Source organism: Endozoicomonas sp. ALD068 (assembly GCF_049310145.1).
Taxonomy (GTDB): Bacteria; Pseudomonadota; Gammaproteobacteria; order Pseudomonadales; family Endozoicomonadaceae; genus Endozoicomonas_A.
This window is the reverse complement of record NZ_JBLYNU010000004.1, coordinates 6,233,268-6,256,819: the sequence shown is the minus strand read 5'-3', so window position 1 is coordinate 6,256,819 and position 23,552 is coordinate 6,233,268. Positions and strand designations below refer to the sequence as shown.

The 23,552-nt window shown below is 49.7% G+C and carries 3 protein-coding genes; all 3 read right to left on the bottom strand.

Annotated elements, in window-relative coordinates:
- Positions 1-142: 142 nt before the first annotated feature.
- Complete coding sequence (locus ACO6V5_RS23055) at positions 143-7,927, bottom strand: AAA family ATPase (protein ID WP_422442450.1); 7,785 nt, start codon at positions 7,925-7,927, stop codon at positions 143-145.
- 344 nt (positions 7,928-8,271) lie between these two features.
- Complete coding sequence (locus tag ACO6V5_RS23050; RefSeq protein ID WP_422413403.1) at positions 8,272-15,762, bottom strand: AAA family ATPase; 7,491 nt, start codon at positions 15,760-15,762, stop codon at positions 8,272-8,274.
- A gap of 146 nt (positions 15,763-15,908) precedes the next feature.
- The gene (locus ACO6V5_RS23045; RefSeq protein ID WP_422442449.1) at positions 15,909-23,510 is read right to left on the bottom strand and encodes an AAA family ATPase; all 7,602 of its coding nucleotides are present in this window, start codon (positions 23,508-23,510) and stop codon (positions 15,909-15,911) included.
- Positions 23,511-23,552 lie beyond the last annotated feature (42 nt).

Genomic DNA, 23,552 nt, shown 5'->3' with positions numbered 1-23,552 from the left:
GTCGCCATAGCTAAGGCTATGACTCCTCACGCCGCCTTGTCTTAAGGCTCAAATCTCCATGCTCATTGCGGGAGTTAGAAAATACGATTGGTATTACCCGTATCCATCACAAATGGGATGGACTTTTGGGATATTGAGGTTGTCAGCTCTCCAATGCGTCAGAAAGCGAATTCAAATTCATGCTGTTCAAAAACTCTTCGGCGATGGTTGTCAGCTCACCGGATTTCAGCACCAGAGCATCGCTGGCGTTTTGCGCTTGCCGTAAGTAAGCATATTCAACAGACTCCTGGAACTCGTCAGAGCTTCTAATCCAGGTCATCATGGCATACAGCTCTTCTGGTGAGGATGGATCGTGAGCGCCATAGTGGCAGCAATTGCCATTATTAGGCCCTTTGACAGCATGAGGCCCAATAGCAGCATCGGCCCAACAATACTTCAAGTAACCGCCTTTCGAGTTTGCCAATCCATACAGGTAGAAACTGAAGGCTTGCTGAATTGACTTAATGCATTTGTTTACTAAATCAGTCTGCAGTTTTTGCTCCTCATACGACAGCTTAATGAGCTTCATAGCAGAGTTATACCTGTTTTCAATCTCAAGCCTTTTTTTCTCATAGTCATTTTTTTCACTTTCATATCGCTCATCACGAAACCCGGAGTACCTGCATTCTCTATAACTATGTTCTTTCTTCAGTGCTTCCATATCATCGTCAAATTGTTTTTTTATCTGATTATATTGATTTCTTTTTTCTAGAAGCGGCTTCAGGTTGTCCGGGTTGTTGGCAATAATTCGTTGCAAAAGGGCTTCGACCTTTTCATCCATCGCTGTGTCGCTCCAGTATGGTTGTCCCAGGATAATCACCGGACGTTGGTTCACCCTGACCGAGCTTAACTGCTCAAACGCGGGATCATGTACCAGCAATCGTTCTATATTCGGAATACCCTCAGGTTGGTGTGTCCAGGATTTTTGCAAAGACGAGCTGGTAATTTTACCTTGAAGGAATGGCGAAACCCCATCATGACCATGAGAGACGAGTGAGGCATAATTTTTATTCGTTTGGAAGCTGCTATAAAGGAATTGCCACCTGTGGTTGTTTTTTTCCCTTGACAATAATTCCTTATACCATTGTTTCAGACAATGACTGGCATCAGCCTTCAGTTCATCGACGCTTTCCAGACAGACCAATAGCTTATGATGTTCAATTTTCTCCTGCCCCTGGAATATTTTTACCGGCACCAGATCCAGCCAACCCGATTTAAGGGCTTCACCGGCAAATTGAATAACCGAACGTTTGCTTAAGTCACTGCCGTTCAGTATTTTCACTATTGATCTCAACCAATATTCAGGGAGTGCTTCGCCCTGAACAATCATTTTTACATAGAGTGATTTGAGTTGGTTAGAGACCTGATCTTCATCACTGTCAGACAATATTTGTATTACGGCTTCCGTCATTGGATTATATCTTCGATTATTTTCGCCATACACATTACCGATCAATTCCAGCCCTGAATCGTTCAATGCTTTTGTCTCTAGCGAATCTAAGATTGAGACGCCCATGGAAAAGCTGGCCAAATCTTTTTTCTTCCAAAGTTTCAGTACCATTTCGAAAGGTTTTAGTTTGGTTTCTAACCATGCAGTGTTTGTCTTATGGGCTTTTTTTAGCGCCTTCTGGCTAATCTCCAAAACATCAGTTAGAGCTTGCTGTTGTGCTGAATCAGCATCTTTAAGGAGATTGTTAATGTTAATCTTGTTTGGCCAGCTGCTGGAACTACCGGCCTTGCTGCTGTGCTGGAAGTCAGGTGCGATTTCTGTAGACTTGCGAGGCGCTGCGCCCAAATTCACTGACCCCAGGGTTTGGCTTCCATCTGCGGAAAACCCGCCAAAGCTGTGGATACCGCTACTGATTTCCCAACCGGGAATTCCGAAATTAGGCCTGCTGCTGGAACTACCGGCCTTGCTGCTGTGCTGGAAGTCAGGTGTGATTACTGTAGACTCACCAGACGCTCCGCCCAAATTCACTGACTCCCAGGTTTGGCCTCCATCCACGGAATACTCAGCAAAGGCGTGCTTGAGGCTGTCAATTTGCCGACTGGGAATTCCGAAATAGCGACAAAAAGCAACAAAAACAGGCGCACGATGACGACAGCTACCTTGCCGATTTGTTACCAGGAATCGAAAGAAATTTTCACTCTCATCTGGTTTAGCTGCACCGGAGAACTGTTCGCAGTATTCCGTGATTGTGCTAATTCGTTGCCTGATGTTTTTAGCGTCCATTATTTTGCGCAACGGTGCCTGTATTTTGGCGGGTTGTTCGTTGATGTTATCAAACAGTTCCTTCAGTACGGACTTAATGCCTTCTGAACACTGGACGTCAAAAAAGGCTTCTTTAGCAGCCGTTTTTTCGCCCGGCTTTCGGGGTTCTACGACATAAGTACACTGAAAACTCTGGTAGGCTTTGGCCAGAGGAATAAACAGTGTATGAAGCCCGGTGTATTGGTCCCGGGTCAGTTTAAATGGCACATTGGGTTCTAAACGCAAGGCCACGATAGTGTCACTGGCCGTCAGGCTGGGTAAGGGACATTGACCATTCTTTGGTGATACCTCAAGGGTCCCCAGCGCTTGATCTCTGGTTAATATCACTTTCTGGTCTTTCCCTGGCAACCGTTTAGGAGTGAGGGTTTCGACCCCCAGAAAGTGTTTGCCATCAAGATCGATCTCTTTGATTTCACCCCCGGCGGTGACACGAATATCTTTTGCCTGCCAGCGATACATACTAGGGTGATGCTGCGTATTAAAAACTTTGTGAAACTTAGTCACTGAATTATCCCGATCCTCGTAGTTCGTTCCTCGATCCAATGCCGGAGCTTTTTCTTCCTCGACTTCTGGATTGTATGGTTCAGGAGCGCCATCACCGCTAATGGCTGATGCTTTCTTAATAAAATCGTTTACCAAACGGTTCGGCAGAGCGCTGATCTGATGCCAAAATGCGGGCCAGCATTGAAGGTCACGGGAGTTCCATGCCCGTATCTGCTTATTAGCCTCCCTAAGATAAGGCTTGCAGCCCCACATTTTCAGTGTTTGTGCCTGTTCTTTGGTCAGGGGAAATACGCTATTAGCGTCCACTTCGCTAAGGCTAAAATCATCAGCGAACCAGCGTTGCTGCCAGTGTCTGTAAAGTGCCTGTGTGAAAATATCGTCCGACTGATCCGGATTCAGGGAAAGACCGGATGCCTGCCATTTTTTCTGAGCCACCATCCTGATAAGTTCCGTTTTGGTTTCCTCTCCAGTCGGACCAGTCTTGATACGAATTTCATGGTTTTTTTCATCAACACCGTTGAGATGACTGTTTCGAATCAACCACGGACGGTCAATGTCCGATACCGTCCGATTGAACCATTGGCAAAGTCCGGAATTAAATTCACTTTTCCTCATGGCAAGAGCCGAAGACTCAGGCAGTTCCTCTAGCGATATATTGGCGGCCATCAGATAAAGCCGGTAGTGCTGATTGAGGCATTGATGAACGGCTTTTTCGCTAAAATCGCCACCTCTGGTGATAGCTCTGGCAACATTCTGTAAATCAAGGCTGGTGGGCTGCAATGGCAGTTTTTTGCCTTGCAGGTGAGCCCTTAAAAGACAATGTTTTTCTGTCAGCTTTATAGCGGCTGATGTCCCTTGTGAGGACTCTGGCAACACTTTTTCGGCAATGGTCTGTAATTCTGTCGGGTTGTACTGCCGGATGGGCAAATGTCGAAAACGTCCTTTCAGTGCCGGCGATAAGGGTTTTCGCCCGCTGTACTCAGGCGGGTTGATGGTGGCAAACAGGTGGAAGCCGGGATGGGCGTCACCGGCCAGAATATCGTTTAACTCACCTTCCAGATGCTGGCTGTCGATCAGATTCATTTCCGAAATCACCACGATGCCGCCATCGTCTTTTGCCTTCTGGATCTTTTCGCACAGTTTGTCCCAGGAACAATCACAGGCATTCAGGTAATAGACTTCCGGCATGGATTCTTGCCGTTCTTCAGCCAGCTTTCTGACACTTTCAATCACCAGGTTCAGCGTGGCATCCTTGCCCCGTCCGGCTGGACCTTCAATCAGTGTCGCCTGACGACCGCCGTGTTTTCTTTCGTGATGATAAGCCTGCTGACAGCGGTTTAAATCCTGTCCAAGTCGTTGCGCCAGTTCACGGACTGCCGATCCGGAGGTATCAAAGTCTGGTCGGATTTTTTCGCTGACTGTACTGAAGGTCTGCTGCATTTCCTGCAGGGTCTTGTTATGAACTCTGTCGCTCAGGGTGTTCTCCGATTCGTAGCGGGCAGCAAACCAGATTTCCAGTGCTGACAGGGCGTCCTGATGTGTTTCGGTGATTTCAGGGCCCAGTACATCCCGAAAACTAAGTTGTATCAAACTGTTTATTTGCTCACAGGTCACACTGCCGCAAGCGGGCTGAGCACGATCCAGATACCAGCCCACCCAACTGCAGATGTCCGTTAAATCCCTGGGGGTAAACTCATGCTCTGGCAGCAGCTCCTGATAATGTTGCCAGAGCGCCATCACACTTTTGCTGGCACTGCGTGCAATGTCGTTTATTTGCTGCTCCGTCAGATGCTCTTGTAAATGCCTGACCAGAGCCGGTTCTACCACCCTGTCCCGAAGGAATGACTGATCCGGGCGAGGGTAGTAAGCCCTGGGCAGTTTCTCTTTCAGGGCCGGGTCCAGTTGGCGCCCGGCATAATGATCGGGATTGCCGGTGAGAATCACCCGGTGTTTCAGGCTGACCTTGACAGGATGACCATTCACATAGATGCAGGGTTGTGGTTCCCATAAGCCGTTCAATGACGCCAGTAATCCGGCTTGGGCCAGGTTGGCTTCATCCAGAACCAGGGTAATGTAATCTCCGTCTTTGTCGGATTCGGTTTTGGCCCATTCCATCAACGCCCGGTTTTGCGGTGTCATAGAACGGTCGCCGTCGGCGTGTTGTTGCCACTGCCAGCGTTTCATCAGGGTCTGTTCACTGTCTGAAGGTCCAAGGGAAATGACTGAAGCTTGTCCCGAAGCCCTGGCCATTTTGGCAGAAAAGTAACTTTTCCCGGTGCCGGTTTCTCCCTGCAGGAACAGAACGGGAGAGTCCGTAAGCCGGTCATGGAGTCGGGACAATCGACGGCTTTCGCGATCCTTTTGACTTATCTCGCCGTGATAAAGATCCCGGGCCAGTGCTGACAAAGGCATATCATTGGAGACCGTCCATTTCAGTGATTCAGACAGCCGAAGTTCTATGCGTTCAATGCCTGCTGCCTCAGAAGTTGCTGTTTTGGCAATATGAAAACAATCAGTGGCCAGCGCTTGAATGGCATCGGATCGGATCTGTTCTGATGGCAAGGTTAACTGCCAGCCAGAAGCCAATGCATCCTGCAAACGTTTAATCTGTCTTGATGGCCTGATGGTTAACGATTGATGGGTCTTTGCTGCTGCCGGACTGACTTCCAGCTGGCAGGCCATTGCACCTCGTTTTTCTTCAGACGCATGGGCCACGATCAGGGCGCAGAGCCTGTCCAGAACTTCTTCCTGATCCCATTTCAGAGATGAACCTTGATAAGACAGTTGTGACTGTTTAAAGACTTTCGGGTCAAAGGCTCTGATCAGAGGCCACAGGTTTTCCTTCACAAACTCTCTATCTAACGACAGGGCACTTTTGATGATGGCGTTCAAGCGATCACGGTCTACCGAGGCGGTTTGATTCTCATCTGGCAATAGCTGCCGACAAACCACTTTCATAAAATCACGCACGGACGGATGTTGCCGGGTACCATGGGTGATAACGCTGTTGATGGCCTTGCGCCAGTGACGGGGTAAAAGCCTCAAGGACTGGTCAACCTGCTGTGCCTGCCGGGCCGCCAGTATCAGGTTATTTAATAACCCTTCGGTTATTTCAGGCAAAGGGTTGCACAGGTCGACGGGGACGGTTTCAAAGGCTTGGTAAAGTTCATTAAGTGCTTGTTCAGGCAGTTCAGTCCGGGGGATCTCATACCTGGAGGCGCTGATATCCCAGAGATCGATCTCGGGACAGGGTTTACCCGTGGCAAGCATCGAGCTCAATACTGAAGAGGGACTTTTTGCAGACTCAGGCCAGAGCACTGTGACACGAGCTTGTGGGTAGGCCTGTAATTGACCATTCACCAACAGAGGTTGTCCTGCAACCAGAGGTTCCAGCAGTTGCTGAAGCGCTGGATTACGCTCGAGTCCCCGGAATACCACTGGCTTGCCAGCGGTTAATGCCTCCTGCAACTTACTCTGACGGCGTCCAAAATACGCCTTCTGTTCCGAGGTGATATAGATATTATCAAATAGCTGGCTGAAGCTGGTCTGTTCATTAACCTGAATGACCAGAGGTGTTTGCGGCTGTTGATTGATCCAGTGTCTGACCTGGGCATGTTGCTGATAAGTGACGGTGTTAATGGCAGCCTGATCGCTGACTTTTTTCGGTAACCCGGGCAAAGGGTGCCCATCCTGTTCTGTCAATCCCAGGGCTTTTGGTTGTCCTTTTGCATAAGCCACCTGAAGTCGGGGCTTCAGGCCAGTGGTTTCGCGAATAGTCTGCAGCGAGCCTAGCAAACGAAACCAGTTTTCCTCATTGAGGGGAGACGTAACGGTGACGGTACCCCCCGCCTGAACCTGTTCCGACAGACAGCTGTTGGGGACTGCATAGCCTTCCGGGGCAATGGCAATCGGGCTCAGCCATTCCCTGATAGTACTCTCGTTAATGATGATGGGATTTTGTGGTGGTTGCTCTTGAACAAGTCCTTCGTCGTCTTGTTTGTCACCTTGTTTTTCTAAAGAGCAGGACAGGTTTTGAAACAGTGAACGAAGCTCGTCATTCCCTACCGGCATCTGATAAAACTGAACATTGTCGGGTAACCGACAGACCTTGCCATTGCTCTCAAAGCACTGCTGCGCCAGCATTTGCCGAATCGTCTGTTCAAAGGCCAGATCCTGCCAGTTGGCCCCTTTCAGAATCACCCGTTGTCCGGCCTTCAATAACTCGAGCCTGCCTGGGAGGTGCTGGATTCGTCCCTGTTTATCTACGCCAGGGCCACCCAGCAGCAACTGTCGCCAGTGTCTGTGCAGGTGACAGTCGATAACAAGGGTATTGTCGTCATCCATGGCGCTTTCAGCGGAGCGTTCCGCCAATACCGGAGGCACCTCGTCAGCGTCCATTGCCGGAGCATTGCCGGTCTGTGCCTCGAACTGCCAGGTATTGCCCGGTCGATTAATTCGCCGCCAGAAATCAGCACCGGGTGCATCTTCACGCTGGCCAACCGATGCCAGCTGGTCAGGGTCTGCCACCACCAGCAGAGCAACATGTTCACCCAGAGAGCGTTTCTTCTGGCTGACTTTGTCGTATAGACAGGGGTTATTCGGGTCCAGCAGGTCGTTAAATTTTGGCAGATCCTCGCTGGAGAGCTTTCGGATATCCAGCACCAGAGTCATGGGCTGTGAACCTTCAAACAGCTTGCCCGAACCCAGGGTGTGGCGACCGTCACCGGAAATGCTCAAGCGGGTCACCAGGTTAGCCTGTGACAGGTCATCGGGGTGGGAAATAAGGGTGACATCCCGATGTTCATCGCAGGTCTGGGCAACCAGAAGCTTTCGAAGCTCATCATCACTGGTGACAAAACGAAAATCGAAGGCATGAGGGGCCTTGTGGAGTGAGGAATCGGTTGAGGCCAGGGTTCTGGTTTTGTCAGGAAAGTTTACCGAAGGTGATGATTTATTGAGTGTGGAAGCGATACCAGAGCAGACCTTTGTAATCTTTGATGGTAAACCCTGCGTTGCTCTCTTGCTTGGCACTGCGCTATCAGGCATGTCACTGACAGGCACGTCACAAAGAGAAACGAGGTTGTTTTTTTCACCACCAATACGACTATCCATAGCTAATCTCCCTACTGCCATCTGAAGGATTAAATTGAAACTGTTTAATTATTTGACCGTAAGATAGGACTAAAGTTCCGCTTGGAAAGTTAGCCGTAATGATTGATGGAAATCACTGTGACACTCCCCGCCTTGTCGAGGGTGTCGCAAAAGGGTATGGTCAGCAGGATATATCAAGATCGTCGTTCCCGCGCAGGCGGGAACCCACCACGAACAGTGGATCTCCGCCTTCGCGGAGATGACGGTTTGAAGCTTGAAGCGTTTTAATTGACCTTTTGCGACACCCTCGATTGGGCGAGGGTTTACGACGATTTTGCTAAAAATTCATCATGACCAAAGGGTTATCAGCTCTTCAATGCGTCATAAATCGAATTCAAATTCACGCTGTTTACAAACTCTTCGGCGATAATTGTCAGTTCGACGGATTTCAGCACCAGAGCATCGCTGGCGTTGTACGCATGCCGTAAGTAGGCATCTTCAACAGATCCCTGGAACTCGTAAGAGCTATAAATCCAGGACATCATGGCATACAGCTCTCCCGGTGAGGATGGATCGTGAGCGCCATGGTGGTCGCTGCTTTTATAAGGCCCGATGACAGCGTCAGCCCAACAATACTTTAAGTAACCGCCTTTCGAGTTTGCCAGTCCATACAGGTAATAACTGAAGGCCTGCTGAATTGCCTGAATGCATTTGTTTTTTAAATCACTTTCCAGCCTTCGCTCCTCATCCGACGGCTCCAGGTCGTCCGGGCTGTTGGCAATAATTCGCTGCAACAGGGCTTCGACCTTTTTATCCAACACTGTTTCGTCCCAGGAAGGTTGCCCCATGATAATTACCGGACGGTGGTTCGCCTTGAACGAGCTTAACTGCTCAAAGGCCGGATCATGTACCAACATTCGTTCTATATTCGGAATACCCTCAGGTTCGTCTGTCCAGGTTTTTTGCAAAGACGAGCTGGCAATTTTACTTTGCAGGAATGGCGAAACCCCGTCATGACTGTGAGTGACGAGCAAGGCATACTTTTTCTTTGTTTGGAAGTAGCTATGTAGGAACTGCCAGAGATGGCTATTTTTTTCCCTGGAGAATGATCCCTTATACCACTGTTTCAGACAACGGCTGGCATCAACCTTCAGTTCATCGACGCTTTCCAGTCGCAGCAATAGCTGATGGTGTTTAACTTCCTTCTTACTTTTGTATTTTTGTAATGGCAATAGATTCAGCCAACCCGATTTCAGGGCTTGACTGGCAAATTGAATAACCGAACGTTTGGTCAAGTCGCTGCCATTGAGTATTTTCACTATTGAATTCAACCAATCGAGCGGCTCTGCTCCGCCATGAACAATCATTTTTAAATAGAGGGATTTAAGTTGATCAGAGACCTGATCCTCATCACTGTCGGACAATATTTGCATTACGGCTTCCGACATCGGATTATCTCCTCGGACATCTATATTACCGATCAATGCCTGCTCGGCATAGTCTGATTCGTCTGTCTCCAGCGACTCCAGGATTGAGACGCCCATGGAAAAGCCGGCCAAATCTTTTTTCCTCCAAAGCCTCACTACTAATTTGAAAGGTGTCAGATCGGCTTCTAACAATGCAGTGTTTGCCTCAAGGGCTTTTTTCAGCTCCTCCAGGCTCATTCCCAGGGCTTTAGCTATAGCTTCCTGTTGTGCTAAATCAGCTCCTTCCAGCAGATCCCTGATTTTCTTTGAATGGGTGCCGGAACCGCTGATCCGCTTGTTGGGCTGGAAGTCAGGCCAGATTTCTATTGCCTCAACAGGTGCCCCGCCCAAATCCACTGACTCCCAAGTTTGACCGCTATCTATGGAACATTCTGCAAAGGCGTGGTTTTTGTTAGCAATTAGCCGACATGGAATCTCAAAATAACGGCAAAGAGCAACAAAAACAGGCGCACGATGACGACAGCTCCCTTGCCGCTGTGTTACCAGGAATTGAAACAAATTTTTATTACCCTCTGGCATATCACCACCGGAAAACCCCCGGCAATAGTCCTTGATCGCCTCAATGCGCTGCCTGCTGTTTTTAGCGTTTTTTATTGTCTGCAAAGGCGCCTGTACTTTGGTTGGCTGCAGGTCAATTCGGGTAAATACTTTTTTCAGTACTGCTTCCATACCTTCTGAACAGTGGACGTCAAACCGAGTTGATTGTGCGGGTCGGACTTTTTCAGCAAGTGTTTTTTCACCCGCTTCTCTGTGTTCTACGACATAAGCAAATTGAATAGTCTGGTTATCTTCGGCCTTCGCAACATAGAGTGTATGGAGCCCGGCATATCGGTCCCTGATCAGGGTAAATGGCAATGCTGGTGTTATGCGCAGGGCCACGATTCGGTCGTCAGGCTTCAGGCCGGGCAAGGCATATCGACAAGTGTTCGATGGCCGCTCAAAAGTCGCCAGCGTCTGATCGCTGGCTAATGTCACTTCCTGGTCAGGTTCCGGTAACCGACCCGGTATGAGGACTTCGGCTCCCTGCATGTGACGATCATTAATATCGATCCATTTGATGTCGCCCGCAGCAGATACAAAAATATCTCTTGCCCGCCACCGATAATGAGCGGGAAAAAAGTCCTTAGTGTCAAAAATCATATAACGCTTGATTTTTGGTTTACTCTTGTTCTGGTAGTCCGTCATGCGGTCCAATGTTGGAGCCTCTTTTTCGAGGGCTTCGGGATTGTATTTTTCATAGGCCTTACCACTGTCAATAGCCAATGCCTGGTGAACAGACTGTGGCTCAGGGTTGGTGCCTTGATCCAATGTCGGTGCCTGTTTCTCCCGGACTTTTGGCATGTCCTGTGGTGTTTCGTTCATAAAATCATCGACCAGATGCTTCGGCAGATCACTGATCTGATGCCAGAACAGAGGCCAACATTGTGCACCATCGACACTCCATGCACTGATTCGCCGATCAGCCTCACGAAAGTAAGGCTGGTTAGCTGATAAGATCAGCGTCAGTTTCTGTTCTTTCGTCATGGAAAATACGCTATCAGCGTGCACGCCGGTGTGGCCAAAATTATGATTAAACCAGCTTCGCTGCCAGTGTCGGTAAAGTGTCTGGGTGAGTATGTCGTCCGAGTCATAGGGCTTCATTGGAAGGCCTGATGACCGCCACTTTGCCTGAGCCACGCTCTTGATGATTTCCGTTCTGGCTTCCTGTTCATCCAGCTCAGTGTTAACACGGATTTCATGTTTTTTTTCATCAACACTGCTGAGATGACTGCTTCGTATCAACCATGGACGATCAATTTTCGGTACTGTCTGATTGAACCAATGGCAAAGTTCGGAATTAAATTCACATTTCCCCATGGCAAGAGCCGAAGACCCCGGCAGTTCCTCCAGCGACAGGTTGGCGGCCATCAGATAAAGCCGGTAGTGCTGAGTGAGGCATTGATGAAGTGCTTTATCGGTAAAGTCGCCTTTTCTGAAGACAGCCCTGGTGACATTCTGAAGATCAAGGCTGGTCGGCTGCAAAGGCAGGTTTTTGCGTTGTAGGCAAGACCTTAAAAGACAATGTTTTTCTGTTAGCTTTTTAGCGACTAATGTCCATTCTGGTGACTCTGGCAACACTTTTTCGGCAATGGTCTGTAATTCTGTCGGGTTATACTGCCGGATGGGCAAATGCCGGAAACGTCCTTTCAGTGCCGGCGATAAGGGTTTTCGTCCGCTGTACTCAGGCGGGTTGATGGTGGCAAACAGGTGGAAGCCGGGATGGGCGTCACCGGCCAGAATATCGTTTAACTCACCTTCCAGATGCTGGCTGTCGATCAGATTCATTTCCGAAATCACCACGATGCCGCCTTTAATTTTTGCCTTCTGGATCGCTTCACACACTCTGTCCCAGGAACAATCACAGGCATTCAGGTAAAAGACTTCCGGCATGGATTCTTGCCGTTGTTCAGCCTGCTGTCTGACACTTTCAATCACCAGGCTCAGCGTGGCATCTTTACCCCGTCCGGCCGGACCTTCTATCAGTGTCGCCTGACGACCGCCGTGTTTTATCTTGCGATGATAAGCCTGCTGACAGCGGCTTAAATCCTGTCCAAGCCGTTGCGCCAGTTCACGGACTGCCGATCCGGAGGTATCAAAGTCTGGTCGAATTTTTTCGCTGACTGTTCTGAAGGTCTTCTGCATTTCCTCCAGGGTCTTGTTACGAACCCTGTCGCTCAGGGTGTTCTCCGACTGGTAACGGGCAGCAAACCAGCTTTCCAGTGCTGACAGGGCATCCTGATTTGTTTCGGTGATTTCAGGGCTCAGTAGATCCCGAAAACTTTGTTGGATCAAAGCGCTCATTTGCTTGCCGGTAACCGTGTCACCGGCGGATAACGAACGATCCAGATACCAACCCACCCAACTGCAGATATCGGTTAAATCCCTGGGGGTAAACTCATGGTCTGGCAGCAGTTCCTGATAATATTGCCACAACACCATCAGACTCCCGGTGGTACTCTGCGCAATCCTGCTTGTTTGAGAATCCGGCAGATGCCGTTGTAACTGATTGAGCAGAGCCGGTTCCACCACTCTGTCCCTAAGGAAAGCCTGGTCCAGACGTGGGTAGTAAGCCCTGGGCAGCTTCTCTTTCAGGGCCGGGTCCATTTGGCGCCCGGTGTAATGATCCGGGTTACCGGTGAGAATTACCCGGTGTTTTGGGCCGACCTTGACAGGATGACCATTGACATAGATGCAGGGTTCCGGTTCCCACAGGCCGTTCAATGACGCCAGTAATCCGGCTTTGGCCAAATTAGCCTCATCCAGCAACAGGGTGATGTATTCTCCGTCTTTGTCGGATTTGGTATTGGCCCATGCCATTAGCGCCCGGTTTTGCTGCGCCATAGAGCGGTCGCCATCGGTATGCTCTTGCCACTGCCAGCGTTTCATCAGGGTCTGTTCGCTGTCGGAAGGTCCAAGGGAAATGACCTCAGCCAGTCCTGAAGCGTTCGCCATTTTGGCGGAAAAGTAACTTTTTCCGGTGCCGGTTTCCCCCTGCAGGAAGATAACGGGAGAGTCCGAAAGCCGGTCATGGAGTCGGGATAATCGACGGCTTTCACGATCTCTCTGGCTTATCTCGCCGTGATAAAGATCCCGGGCCAGTGCTGACAAAGGATTATCAGCGGAACCCGTCCATTCCAGTGATTCAGGCAGACGATTTTCTATCTCTTCAATACCTGCTTTGACAGTATTCGCGGTTCTGGCAATATGAAAACAATCGCTGGCCAGAGCCTGAATAGCATCGGATCGGATCTGACCAGACGCAAGGTTTAACTGCCATCCGCAAGCCAGCGCATCCTGCAAACGTTTAATCTGTCTTGATGGCCTGATGGTTAACGATTGAAAGGTCTCTGTTGCTGCCGGATCGACTTTCAACTGGCAGGCCATTGCGTCTTGTTGTTCTGCAGACGTATGGGCTACGATCAGGGCACAGAGCCCGTCCAGAATTTCTTCTACATCCCATTCCGGAGATGAACTTTGATAGTAGAGTTTTGCTTGCTTAAAGATTTTCGGGTCAGAGGCTCTGGCCAGTGGCCAGAGGTTCTGCTTTACAAACTCTCTGTTTAACTGCGGGGCACTATTGATGACTTCATTTAACTGGTCCGGATCTACCGAGGCAGTTTGATCCTCATCCGGCTTCCTGTGAGCATCTGGCGTCCTATCCGGTAACAACTGCCAACAAACCACCTTCATAAAATCACGGACGGACGGATTCTGCCGGGTGCCATGGGTGATGACACTATTGATGGCCTTGCGCCAGTGGCGGGGCAGGAACTCTGGGGACTGGTCAACCTGCTGTGCCCGTCGGGCCGCCAGTATCAGGTTATTCAATAACCCTTCGGTTATTTCAGGCAAAGGGTTACACAGGTGGGCGGGTACGGTTTTAAAGGCTTCGTAAAGTTCATTAAGTGCTTGTTCAGGCAGTTCAGTCCGCGGTATCTCATACCTGGAGGCAGTGATATCCCAGAGATCGATCTCGGGGCAGGGCTTACCTGTGGCAAGCATCAAGTTCAATACTGAAGAGGGGCTTTTTGCAGACTCAGGCCAGAGCAATGTGACGCGAGCTTTTGGGTAGGCCTGTAATTGACCATTCACCAACAGAGGTTGTCCCACAACCAGAGGTTCCAGCAGTTGCTGAAGCGCTGGACTACGCTCGAGTCCCAGGAATACCACAGGCTCGCCAGCGGTTAATGCCTCCTGCAATTTACTCTGGCGTCGTCCAAAATACGCCTTTTGTTCCGAGGTGATATGGATATTATCAAATAGCTGGCTGAAGCCTGTCTGTTCATTGACCTGGATGACCAGAGGTGTTTGCGGCTGCTGATTGATCCAGTGTCTGACCTGGGCATGTTGCTGATAAGTAAAGGTGTCAATGGCTGCCTGATCGCTGACTTTTTTCGGTAACTGAACGCTCCCGGGTATAGGGTGCTCAACGTTTTCTATCAATCCCAGGGCTTTTGGCTGCCGTCCTGAATGAGCCACCCGAAGTCGGGGCTCCAGGCCAGTGGTTTCGCGAATAGTCTGCAGTGAGCCCAGCAAACGAAACCAGTTTTCCTCATTGAGGGGAGACGTAACAGCGACGGCACCGCCCGCCTGAACCTGTTCCAACAGACAGCTGTTAGGGACTGCATAACCCTCCGGGGCGATGGCAATCGGGCTCAGCCATTCGCTGATATTACTCTCGTTAATGATGACCGGATTTTGTGGTGGTTGCTCTTGATTAAGTCCATTGGCGCCTTGTTTGTCATTTTGTTTTTCAAAAGAGCAGGACAGGCTTTGAAACAGTGAACTAAGCTCGTCATTCCCTACCGGCATCTGATAAAAGTGAACATTGTCGGGTAGCCGACAGACCTTGCCATTGCTCTCAAAGCATTGCTGCGCCAGCATTTGCCGAATCGTCTGTTCAAAGGCCAGATCCTGCCAGTTGGCCCCTTTCAGAATCACCCGTTGACCGACCCTCAATAACTCAAGCCTGCCGGGGAGGTGCTGGATTCGTCCCTGTTTATCTACGCCGGGACCACCCAGCAACAAATGTCGCCAGTGACCGTGCAGGTGACAGTCAATAACCAGGGTATTGTCGTCATCCATGGCGCTTTCAGCGGAGAGTTCCGCCAATACCGGAGGCACCTGGTCGATGTCCATTGCCGAAGCATTGCCGGTCTGTGCGTCGAACTGCCAGGTATTGCCCGGGCGATTAATTCGCCGCCAGAAATCAGCACCGGGTGCATCTTCGCGTTGGCCAACCGATGCCAACTGTTCAGGATCTGCCACCACCAGTAGAGCAACATGTTCGCCCAGAGTGCGTTTCTGCTGGCTGACTTTGTCGTACAGGCAGGGGTTATCGGGGTCCAGCAGATCGTTAAATTTTGGCAGATCCTCGCTGTTGAGATTTCGGATATCCAGCACCAGAGTCATGGGCTGTGAACCTTCAAACAGCTTGCCCGAACCCAGCGTGTGGCCACCGTCGCCGGAAATGCTCAAGCGGGTCACCAGGTTAGCCTGTGACAGGTCATCGGGGTGGGAAATAAGAGTGACATCCCGATGTTCATTGCAGGTCCGGGCAACCAGAAGCTGTCGAATCTCATCATCACTGGCGACAAAACGAAAATCGAAGGAACGAGAAGCCTTTTGGAGCGAGGAATCCGTTGAGGATACGGTTCTCACCTGATGAGGCGACGAAATCAGTGGTGACGATACCTTGAGCCTGGCAGTGACATCAGGGCAGACTCCTGCAATCTCCGACGTTGATGCATCCCGCTTTGCTTTCTTGGCCGGTACGCCACAATCAAGAAAGGTTTTTTTTATCTCAGAACCATCAATCCGACCGTCCATAGTCAATATCTCTCCTGCCATCTGCATGACTGCATTGAAGTTGTTTGGTCATTTGACCTTCAGACAGGAGGAAAGTTCGATTTCAATGGTTACCCGTGACCATTGAAGGGAATACCGATCTCGAAAAACTTACTATGATCAGGCTGTCAACGTGCATCTAATGAGTTATAAAGCGAATTCAAATTCATGCTGTTCAAAAACTCTTTGGCAATTTTTGTCAGTTCAGCGTTTTTGAGCACCAGAGCGTTGCTGGCGTCCTGTGCCTGTTTTAAGTAGGCATCATTAACAGAGCGCTGAAAATCGGAAGAGCTTGAAATAGCAGACATCATGGTATATAGCTCTTCTGGTGAGGACGGTTCGTGAGAGCCAAAGGCTTGATTACTGACAAGCTCACTCACCCCGTTAGCATCGCCCCAACAATAGGTTAAGCGACCACCTTTTGAGTGTGTCAATTCATAGAGGTAATGACTAAAGGCCTGCCGAATCAATTGATTGCAGTTACTTTTTAAAGTAACCCCAAATTCCACACCCTTTTTCAACTCTTTAACAGAGTCTTTTATGTTTTTGTATCTCATTTCGATATCAGATGTTTTTTCGTTATAGACTTCTTCTGCAAGCCGACGTTTTTCATGAAGAGGTAATGAACCAGTGCAACCTGCAGGATCATCTGCAGTATGCAATGCTTTCATATATTCGTCTTTCAATTTTCGCAGTGCTTTCTCTCTGGATGCACTGAGCTCTTGCAGTTCATCGTCGAACTGTTCTAACCTGGCCCTAGATATACTGACTATTTCTAATAACTGCTTTAAGTACGGGGTGTTCTCAACTTTTAGTTGAAACAGTTCTTCGGCCTTCTCCTCAACCAGTGTGTTGCTCCAGACAGGTTGCCCCAGGATAATCACCGGACGGTGATTATCCTTGCCCGAGGCTAATTTCGGAAACGCAGGCTGGTGCACCAGCATTCGTTCTATATTCGGCGTGCCGTCAGGTTGGTTTGTCCAGGCATTCTTTAACGATGTGCAGAGAATGTTAGCTTCCAGAAATGGCGAAAACCCATCATGGCTATGGGTGGCGAAAAAGTCATTGCCTTTTATTATATGGTGGTATTTACAAGCCGACTGCCAGAACTGAATATTTTTTTCTCTGGACAATAACTGCTTATAAAACTTTTTCAGACAATGGGTGGCTTTGACCCTCAGCTCATCGAAATCTTTCAGACGCATCAATAGCTTATAATGATCTGTGGCCGATACAATAATAGTTTCGTATTCTGGCATTGGATCCAACCAGCCCGATGCCAGTGCTTCATGGGCAAAGCGAACAACCGAAGCTCTGTGAAAGTTACATTTTGCCAGTATATCCACTATCGAACCCAACCATTGTCGAGAGTCTGCTCCGGCCTGATCAATCATTTTTGAGTACAATAATTTGAGTTGCTGAGCGACCTGATCTCCTTCACCGTAGTAGTTCAACATCGTACATACTGCCTCCGACATCGGTTTACGAAGCCATCGACCATCGAACACTGTTCCGATTAAACTCTTCTCCTCTTCGCCCAATGCTTCTGTGTCCATCGACGCTAACATTGAGACACCCATGGAAAAAGGGCCTAAAGTTTTTATCTTCCAGAGCTCCAGTACCCTTTCATAAGGACTTGGATCGGTTTCTGGCAATGCACTCTTTGTCTCAAGTGTGTTGTACTGTTCTCTGGAGTTCACAACAGAGGCCTCAGCCAGAGTTGGCTGTTTTGCTAAATCAGCACCTTTAAGGAGATTCTTGACCGTTTCTAACTCAGTGTCGGGGGCACCCACCTTCCTGTTGTGTTGGAAGTCAGGTCTGATTTCTATTGGCAGCACTGGAGCTCCGCCCAAATCCGCTGATTCCCAGGTTTGGCCGCCATCCAGGGAGTACTCGGCAAAGCTGTGGATGAGGTTATTAATTTGTCGGCATGGAATTCCGAAATAACGGCAAAGAGCCACAAAAACGGGCACACGATGACGACAGCTACCTTGCCGCTTTTTTACCAGAAATTGAAAGAAGTGTTCACTGGGCGCTGGTTTAGCCTTACCGGAAAACTGTAGACAATAGTCCTTAATCGCTTTAACTCGTTGCGTCCTGTTTTCTGCGTTTTTTATTGCCTCCAAAGGCTGCTGTATTTCAGATGGCTGGTCTTCAATGGCCATAAACAGTTTTTTTAGTACGGTTTTCATACCTTCTGAGCAGAGGGCATCAAAACGTACTGATCGATCTGATCCTTCTGATTGAGATTCTTCAGCCGTTGTTTTTTTCCCCGGTTTTTTGGGTTCTACGACATAAGCACACAGAATTTTCTGGTTGGCTTTGGCTTCTGGAATAGTCAGTGTGTGAAGTCCGGTATATCGGTCCCTGACCAGGGTAAATAGCATATTCGGTTCTATGCGCAGGGCCACGATATAGTCGTCAGGCGTCAGGCTGGGCAATGCATATTGGCCATTCTTCGATGACAATTCATAGGTCGCCAGTGTTTGATTTGTGGCTAATGTTACTGACTGGTCACGCCCAGGTAACGGGGCCGGTGTGAGGGCTTCGAATCCCTGAATGTGTCGATCATTAATAACGAACTGATTGATCTCACCCTCGGCAGTGACATCAAAATCACTTGCCCAGAAGCGATACATTCTGGAAGTAATGTACTTCGTATCAAAAATTTTACAATCGTTGACCTGTGGCTTCTTCAGGCCCTCGTAGCCGGTCCTCCGATCCAATGTCTTGGTCTGTTTCCCTTCGTTAACGTAGTTGTCCAACCCACGTTTCGGCAGATCACTTATCTGATGCCAAAACGCACGACACCATTTAACTGAATTGGAGTTCCATAACCCTATCTGTCGATCAGCCTCCCGAAGATAAGGCTGGGAAGCGGGTGTTTTCAGCATTTGTCTCTCTTCTTTGGTCAGGGGGAAGACGCTATTGACGTCTACCCCCGTCCGTCCATACACACGATTAAACCAGCCTTGCTGCCAGTGTCGGTAAAGTGTCCGGGTGAGAATATCGTCCGACTGATTCGGCTTGAGAGAAAGGCCGGATGCCTGCCACCCGGTCTGAGCCATCATCTTGATGATTTCCGTTTTGGTTTCCTCTTTAGTCAAGCCAGGTTCAAAACGAATTTCATGGTGTTTTTCATCAATACTGTTGCCATCACCGGGTCGTATCAACCACGGACGACTAATGTCCGATACCGTCAGGTTGAACCATTTGCAAAGCCCGGAATCCAGCTCACTTTTATCCATGGCAAGAGCCGATGATTCTGGCAGTTTCTCCAGGGATAGGTCGGCTGCCATCAGGTAAAGCCGGTAGTGCTTACCGAGGCATTGATTAAGGCTGTCTTCGCCAAAATCGCCCTCTCTGATAACAGCCCTGGCAACATTCTGCAGATCAAGGCTGGTCGGCTGCAACGGCAGGTTTTTTCGTTGCAGGTAAGCCCTTAAGCGACAGTGTTTCTGAGTCAGCTTTTCAGCCGCAGCTTTCCCTTCTGGAGTCAGTGGCAACACTTTCTCGGCAATGGTCTGCAATTCGGTCTGGTTGTACTGCCGGATCGGCAAATGTCTGAAACGCCCTTTCAAAGCCGGTGATAAGGGTTTTCGTCCGCTGTACTCGGGTGGGTTGATGGTGGCAAACAAATGGAAACCCGGATGGGCATCGCCGGCCAGAATATCGTTCAACTCACCTTCCAGATGCTGGCTGTCGATCAGGTTCATTTCTGAAATCACCACGATGCCGCCTTCCACTTTTGCTTTCCGGATCGCTTCGCACACTTTATCCCAGGAACAATCACAGGCATTCAGGAGAAATATCTCTGGCATGGTTTCTCTCTTTTTCTCAGCCTGCTGTTTGACACTGTTGATCATCAGATTCAGCGTCGCATCCTTACCCCGTCCAGCCGGGCCTTCAATCAGCGTTGCCTGACGGCCGCCGTGTTTTATCTCGCGATGATTAGCCTGCTGACAGCGACTTAAATCCTGTCCCAGCCCTTGTACCAGCTCAATGACTGCTGATCCGGAGGTATCAAACTCAGGTCGGAATTCTTTGGTGAATGCTTCGAAGTCCCGCTGAATATCTGGCAGGGTGTGGTTATGAACTTTGTTGCGCAGGGTGTTGTCCAGTGGGTAACGGGCGGCAAACCAGATTTCCAGTGCCGAAAGGGCATCCTGTTGAGTCTCGCTGATTTCGGGACCCAGTAGATCCCGGAAACTTTGCCGGATCAAACTGTTCATTTGCTCACAGCTAACACTCTCTCCTTCGGATAACGCACGATCCAGATACCAGCCCACCCAACTGCAGATATCGGTTAAATCCCTGGGAGTAAACTCATGCTCGGGCAACAGTTCCTGATAATATTGCCACAGTGCCATCACGCTCCCGGTAGCATCGGGTAGAATTTTGTTTATTTGAGGTCCTGTCAGATGCCGTTGTAACTGATTGAGCAGCGCCGGTTCCACCACTCTGTCCCGAAGGAAAGCCTGGTCCAGACGAGGGTAGTAAGCTCTGGGCAGTTTCTCCTTCAGCGCCGGGTCCAGCTGGCGCCCGGCGTAATGATCCGGGTTGCCGGTAAGAATTACCCGGTGTTTTGCGCTGACTTTGACAGGATGAGCATTCACATAAATGCAGGGTTCCGGTTCCCACAAGCCGTTCAATGACGACAGCAATCCGGCTTTGGCCAGGTTAGCCTCATCCAGCACCAGGGTTATGTATTCTCCATCTTTGTCGGATTTGGTATTGGCCCATTCCATCAACGCCCGGTTTTGCTGCACCATAGAGCGGTCGCCATCGGCGTGTTCTTGCCACTGCCAGCGTTTCATCAGGGTCTCTTCACTGTCAGAAGGTCCGAGGGAAATGACTGAAGCTGGTCCTGAAGCCTTCGCCATTTTGGCGGAAAAGTAACTTTTCCCGGTGCCGGTTTCGCCCTGCAGAAAGATAACGGGAGAGTCGCTAAGCCGGTCGTGGAGTCGGGATAATCGACGGCTTTCACGATCCTTTTGACTCATTTCGCCGTGATAAAGATCCCTGGCCAGTGCTGACAGGGGTTGATCAGTGCAACCCGGCCATTGCATTGATTGAGACAGTCGTTTTTCTATGCGTTCAATGCGTTCTGCGACGGGATTCTCTGTGACATATTCTCCCCTGGCAATGTGGAAACAATCGCTGGCCAGAGCGTGAATGGCGTCGGATCGGGTCTGACCTGATGGAAGCTTTAGCTGCCAGCCAGAAGCCAGTGCATCCTGCAAACGTTTAATCTGACTTGCTCGCCTGATGGCTAACGCTTGATATTGCTCTGCCGCCGCCGAATCAACTTTCAACTGGTACGCTATCGCCTGCCTTTGTGCTTCAGGCGCATGGGCCACAATTATGGCGCAAAGCCTGTCCAGAACTTCTTTTTCAGCCCGCAGTGACAATGGATTTTCATAGGACAGTTTTAATTCGGTGCCTTTAAATACTGCCGGGTCAAAGGCTCGGGCCAGTAGCCACAGATTCTGCTTCACAAACTTTCTATCCAACCGCCGGGAACGGTTGATGATGACAGTTAACCGGTCCGGGTCTACCGAGGCGGCTTGATCCTTATCCGGTAACAAGTGCCAACAAGCCACTTTCATAAAATCACGCACGGGCGGACTCTGCCGGGTGCCGTGCGTGACGACGCTATTGATGGCCTTGCGCCAGTGGCAGGGCAGGAGCTGCAGGGAGTGGTCAACCCGCTGTGCTTGTTGGGCAGCCAGGATCAGGTTATTCAGCAAACCTTCGGTCATTTCTGGCAGGGGGTTACAAAGACCGCCAGGTACGGTTTTAAACGCTTCGTAAAGTTTATTAAGTGCTTGTTCTGGCAACTCAGTCCGAGGGATATCATGCTTGCGGGCATTGATATCCCAGAGATCAACTTCAGGACAAGGCTTCCCTGTGGCGACCATCGAACGAAATACTGGCGATGGGCTCTTCGCAGACTCAGGCCAGAACAGAGTGACATGAGCCTGCGGATAGGCCTGTAATTGGCCATTCACCAACAGATGCTGACCAATAGCCAGGGGTTCCAGAAGTTGCTGAAGTGTTGGATTGCTCTCCAGCCCCAGAAATACAACCGGTTTGCCAGCGATTAATGCCTTCTGCAACTCGCTCTGACTTCGTTCAAAATGGGCCTTTTGTTCCGAGGTGATATGGATATTATCAAACAGCTGGCTGAAGCTGGTCTGGTCATTGACCTGAATGACCAAAGGGGCTTCCAGGTGATCTTTGATCCAATGACTTACCTGGGCATGTTGTTGATAAGTGACGATACTAAAGGAGGTCTGGTCCCTGTCTTTTTTATCTTGCTGATGGCTCCCGGGCAGAGGGCACTCATTATTTTCTGTCAGTCCCAGCGCTTTCGGCTGCTGTCTTGAATGAGTCACCTGAAGCCGGGGCACCAGACCTGTCGTCTTGTGGATAGTCTGCAGTAAACCCAGCAAACGAAACCAAAGTACATCATTGAGGGGGGACGTTATGGTGATGACACCACCCGCCCGAACCCGTTCCAACAGACAGTTGTCAGGGACGACATAACCTTCCGGGTTAATGGCAATCGGGCTCAGCCATTCCCTGATATTACTCTGGTTAATGATGACCGGGTTTGGTGGTACGTTGTGGGAAAGTCCTTCTGCATCAGAGTGGGACAGACTTTGAAACAGTGAATGAAGCTCGTCATTCCTTACCGGCATCCGATAAAACTCAACATCGTCCGGTAACTGACAGACTTTCCCGTTACTCTCAAAACACCTTTGCGCCAGCATCTGTCGAATCGTTTGTTCAAAGGCCAGGTCCTTCCAGTTGGCCCCTTTCAGAATCACCTGTTGGCCGGGCCTCAATGACTCAAGCCTGCCGGGTATGTGCTGGATACGTCCCTGTTTATCGACTCCGGGGCCACCCAGCAGTAACTGTCGCCAGTGACTGTGCAAGTGGCAGTCAATTAAAACGGTATTGTCGCCATCCTCAGCACTTTCGGCACAGGAGAGTTCAGGCACTACCGGAGCAACCTCGGCGACGCTCATTAATGAGTCATTGCCGGTCTGTGCGTCGAACTGCCAGGTATTGCCCGGTCGATTAATTCGCCGCCAGAAATCAGCTCCTGGTGCCTCATGATTGCTGCCAACCAATGCCAACTGTGCCGGGTCTGCCAGAACCAATAGAGAAACATGCTTGCCCAGAGGGCGTTTTTTCTGGCTGACTCTGTCGTACAGACAGGGGGTATCCGGGTCCAGCAGATCGTTAAATTTTGACAGTTCAGCACTGGTGAGTTTTCGGATATCCAGCACCAGGGTCAATGGCTGCGAACCTTCAAACAGTTTGCCCGGATAAAGCGCGTGCTGACCCTCTTCGGAAATGCTCAACCGGCTCATCAGATTAGCCTGAGAGAGGTCATCGGGATGGGAAATAAGGGTGACATCCCGATGTTCATCGCAGGTCCGGGCAACCAGAAGCTGTCGAATCTCATCATCACTGGCGACAAAACGAAAATCGAAGGCATGAGGAGCCCCGGGGAGCGAGGAATTCGTTGAGGATACGGTTCTCGCCTGGTGAGGCGACGAAATCAGTGGTGACGATACCTTGAGCCTGGCAGTGACATCAGAGCAGATCTCGACATCATTTGCCGGTAATGCCAGCTTTGGATTTTTGGCTGGTACGATATTGTCAGACGCGCCACTATCAAGAACCGATTTGTTTATTTCCCTGATCTGAACATCCACTATTAATCTCCTTTCCTGATGTCCCTTGAAGGATTGCATTGA

What these genes read in the sequence shown, in the direction of transcription:
- ACO6V5_RS23050 (WP_422413403.1), bottom strand. Translation starts at nt 15,762, where the DNA reads ATGGACGGTCGGATTGATGGTTCTGAGATAAAAAAAACCTTTCTTGAT.
- ACO6V5_RS23055 (WP_422442450.1), bottom strand. Translation starts at nt 7,927, where the DNA reads ATGGATAGTCGTATTGGTGGTGAAAAAAACAACCTCGTTTCTCTTTGT.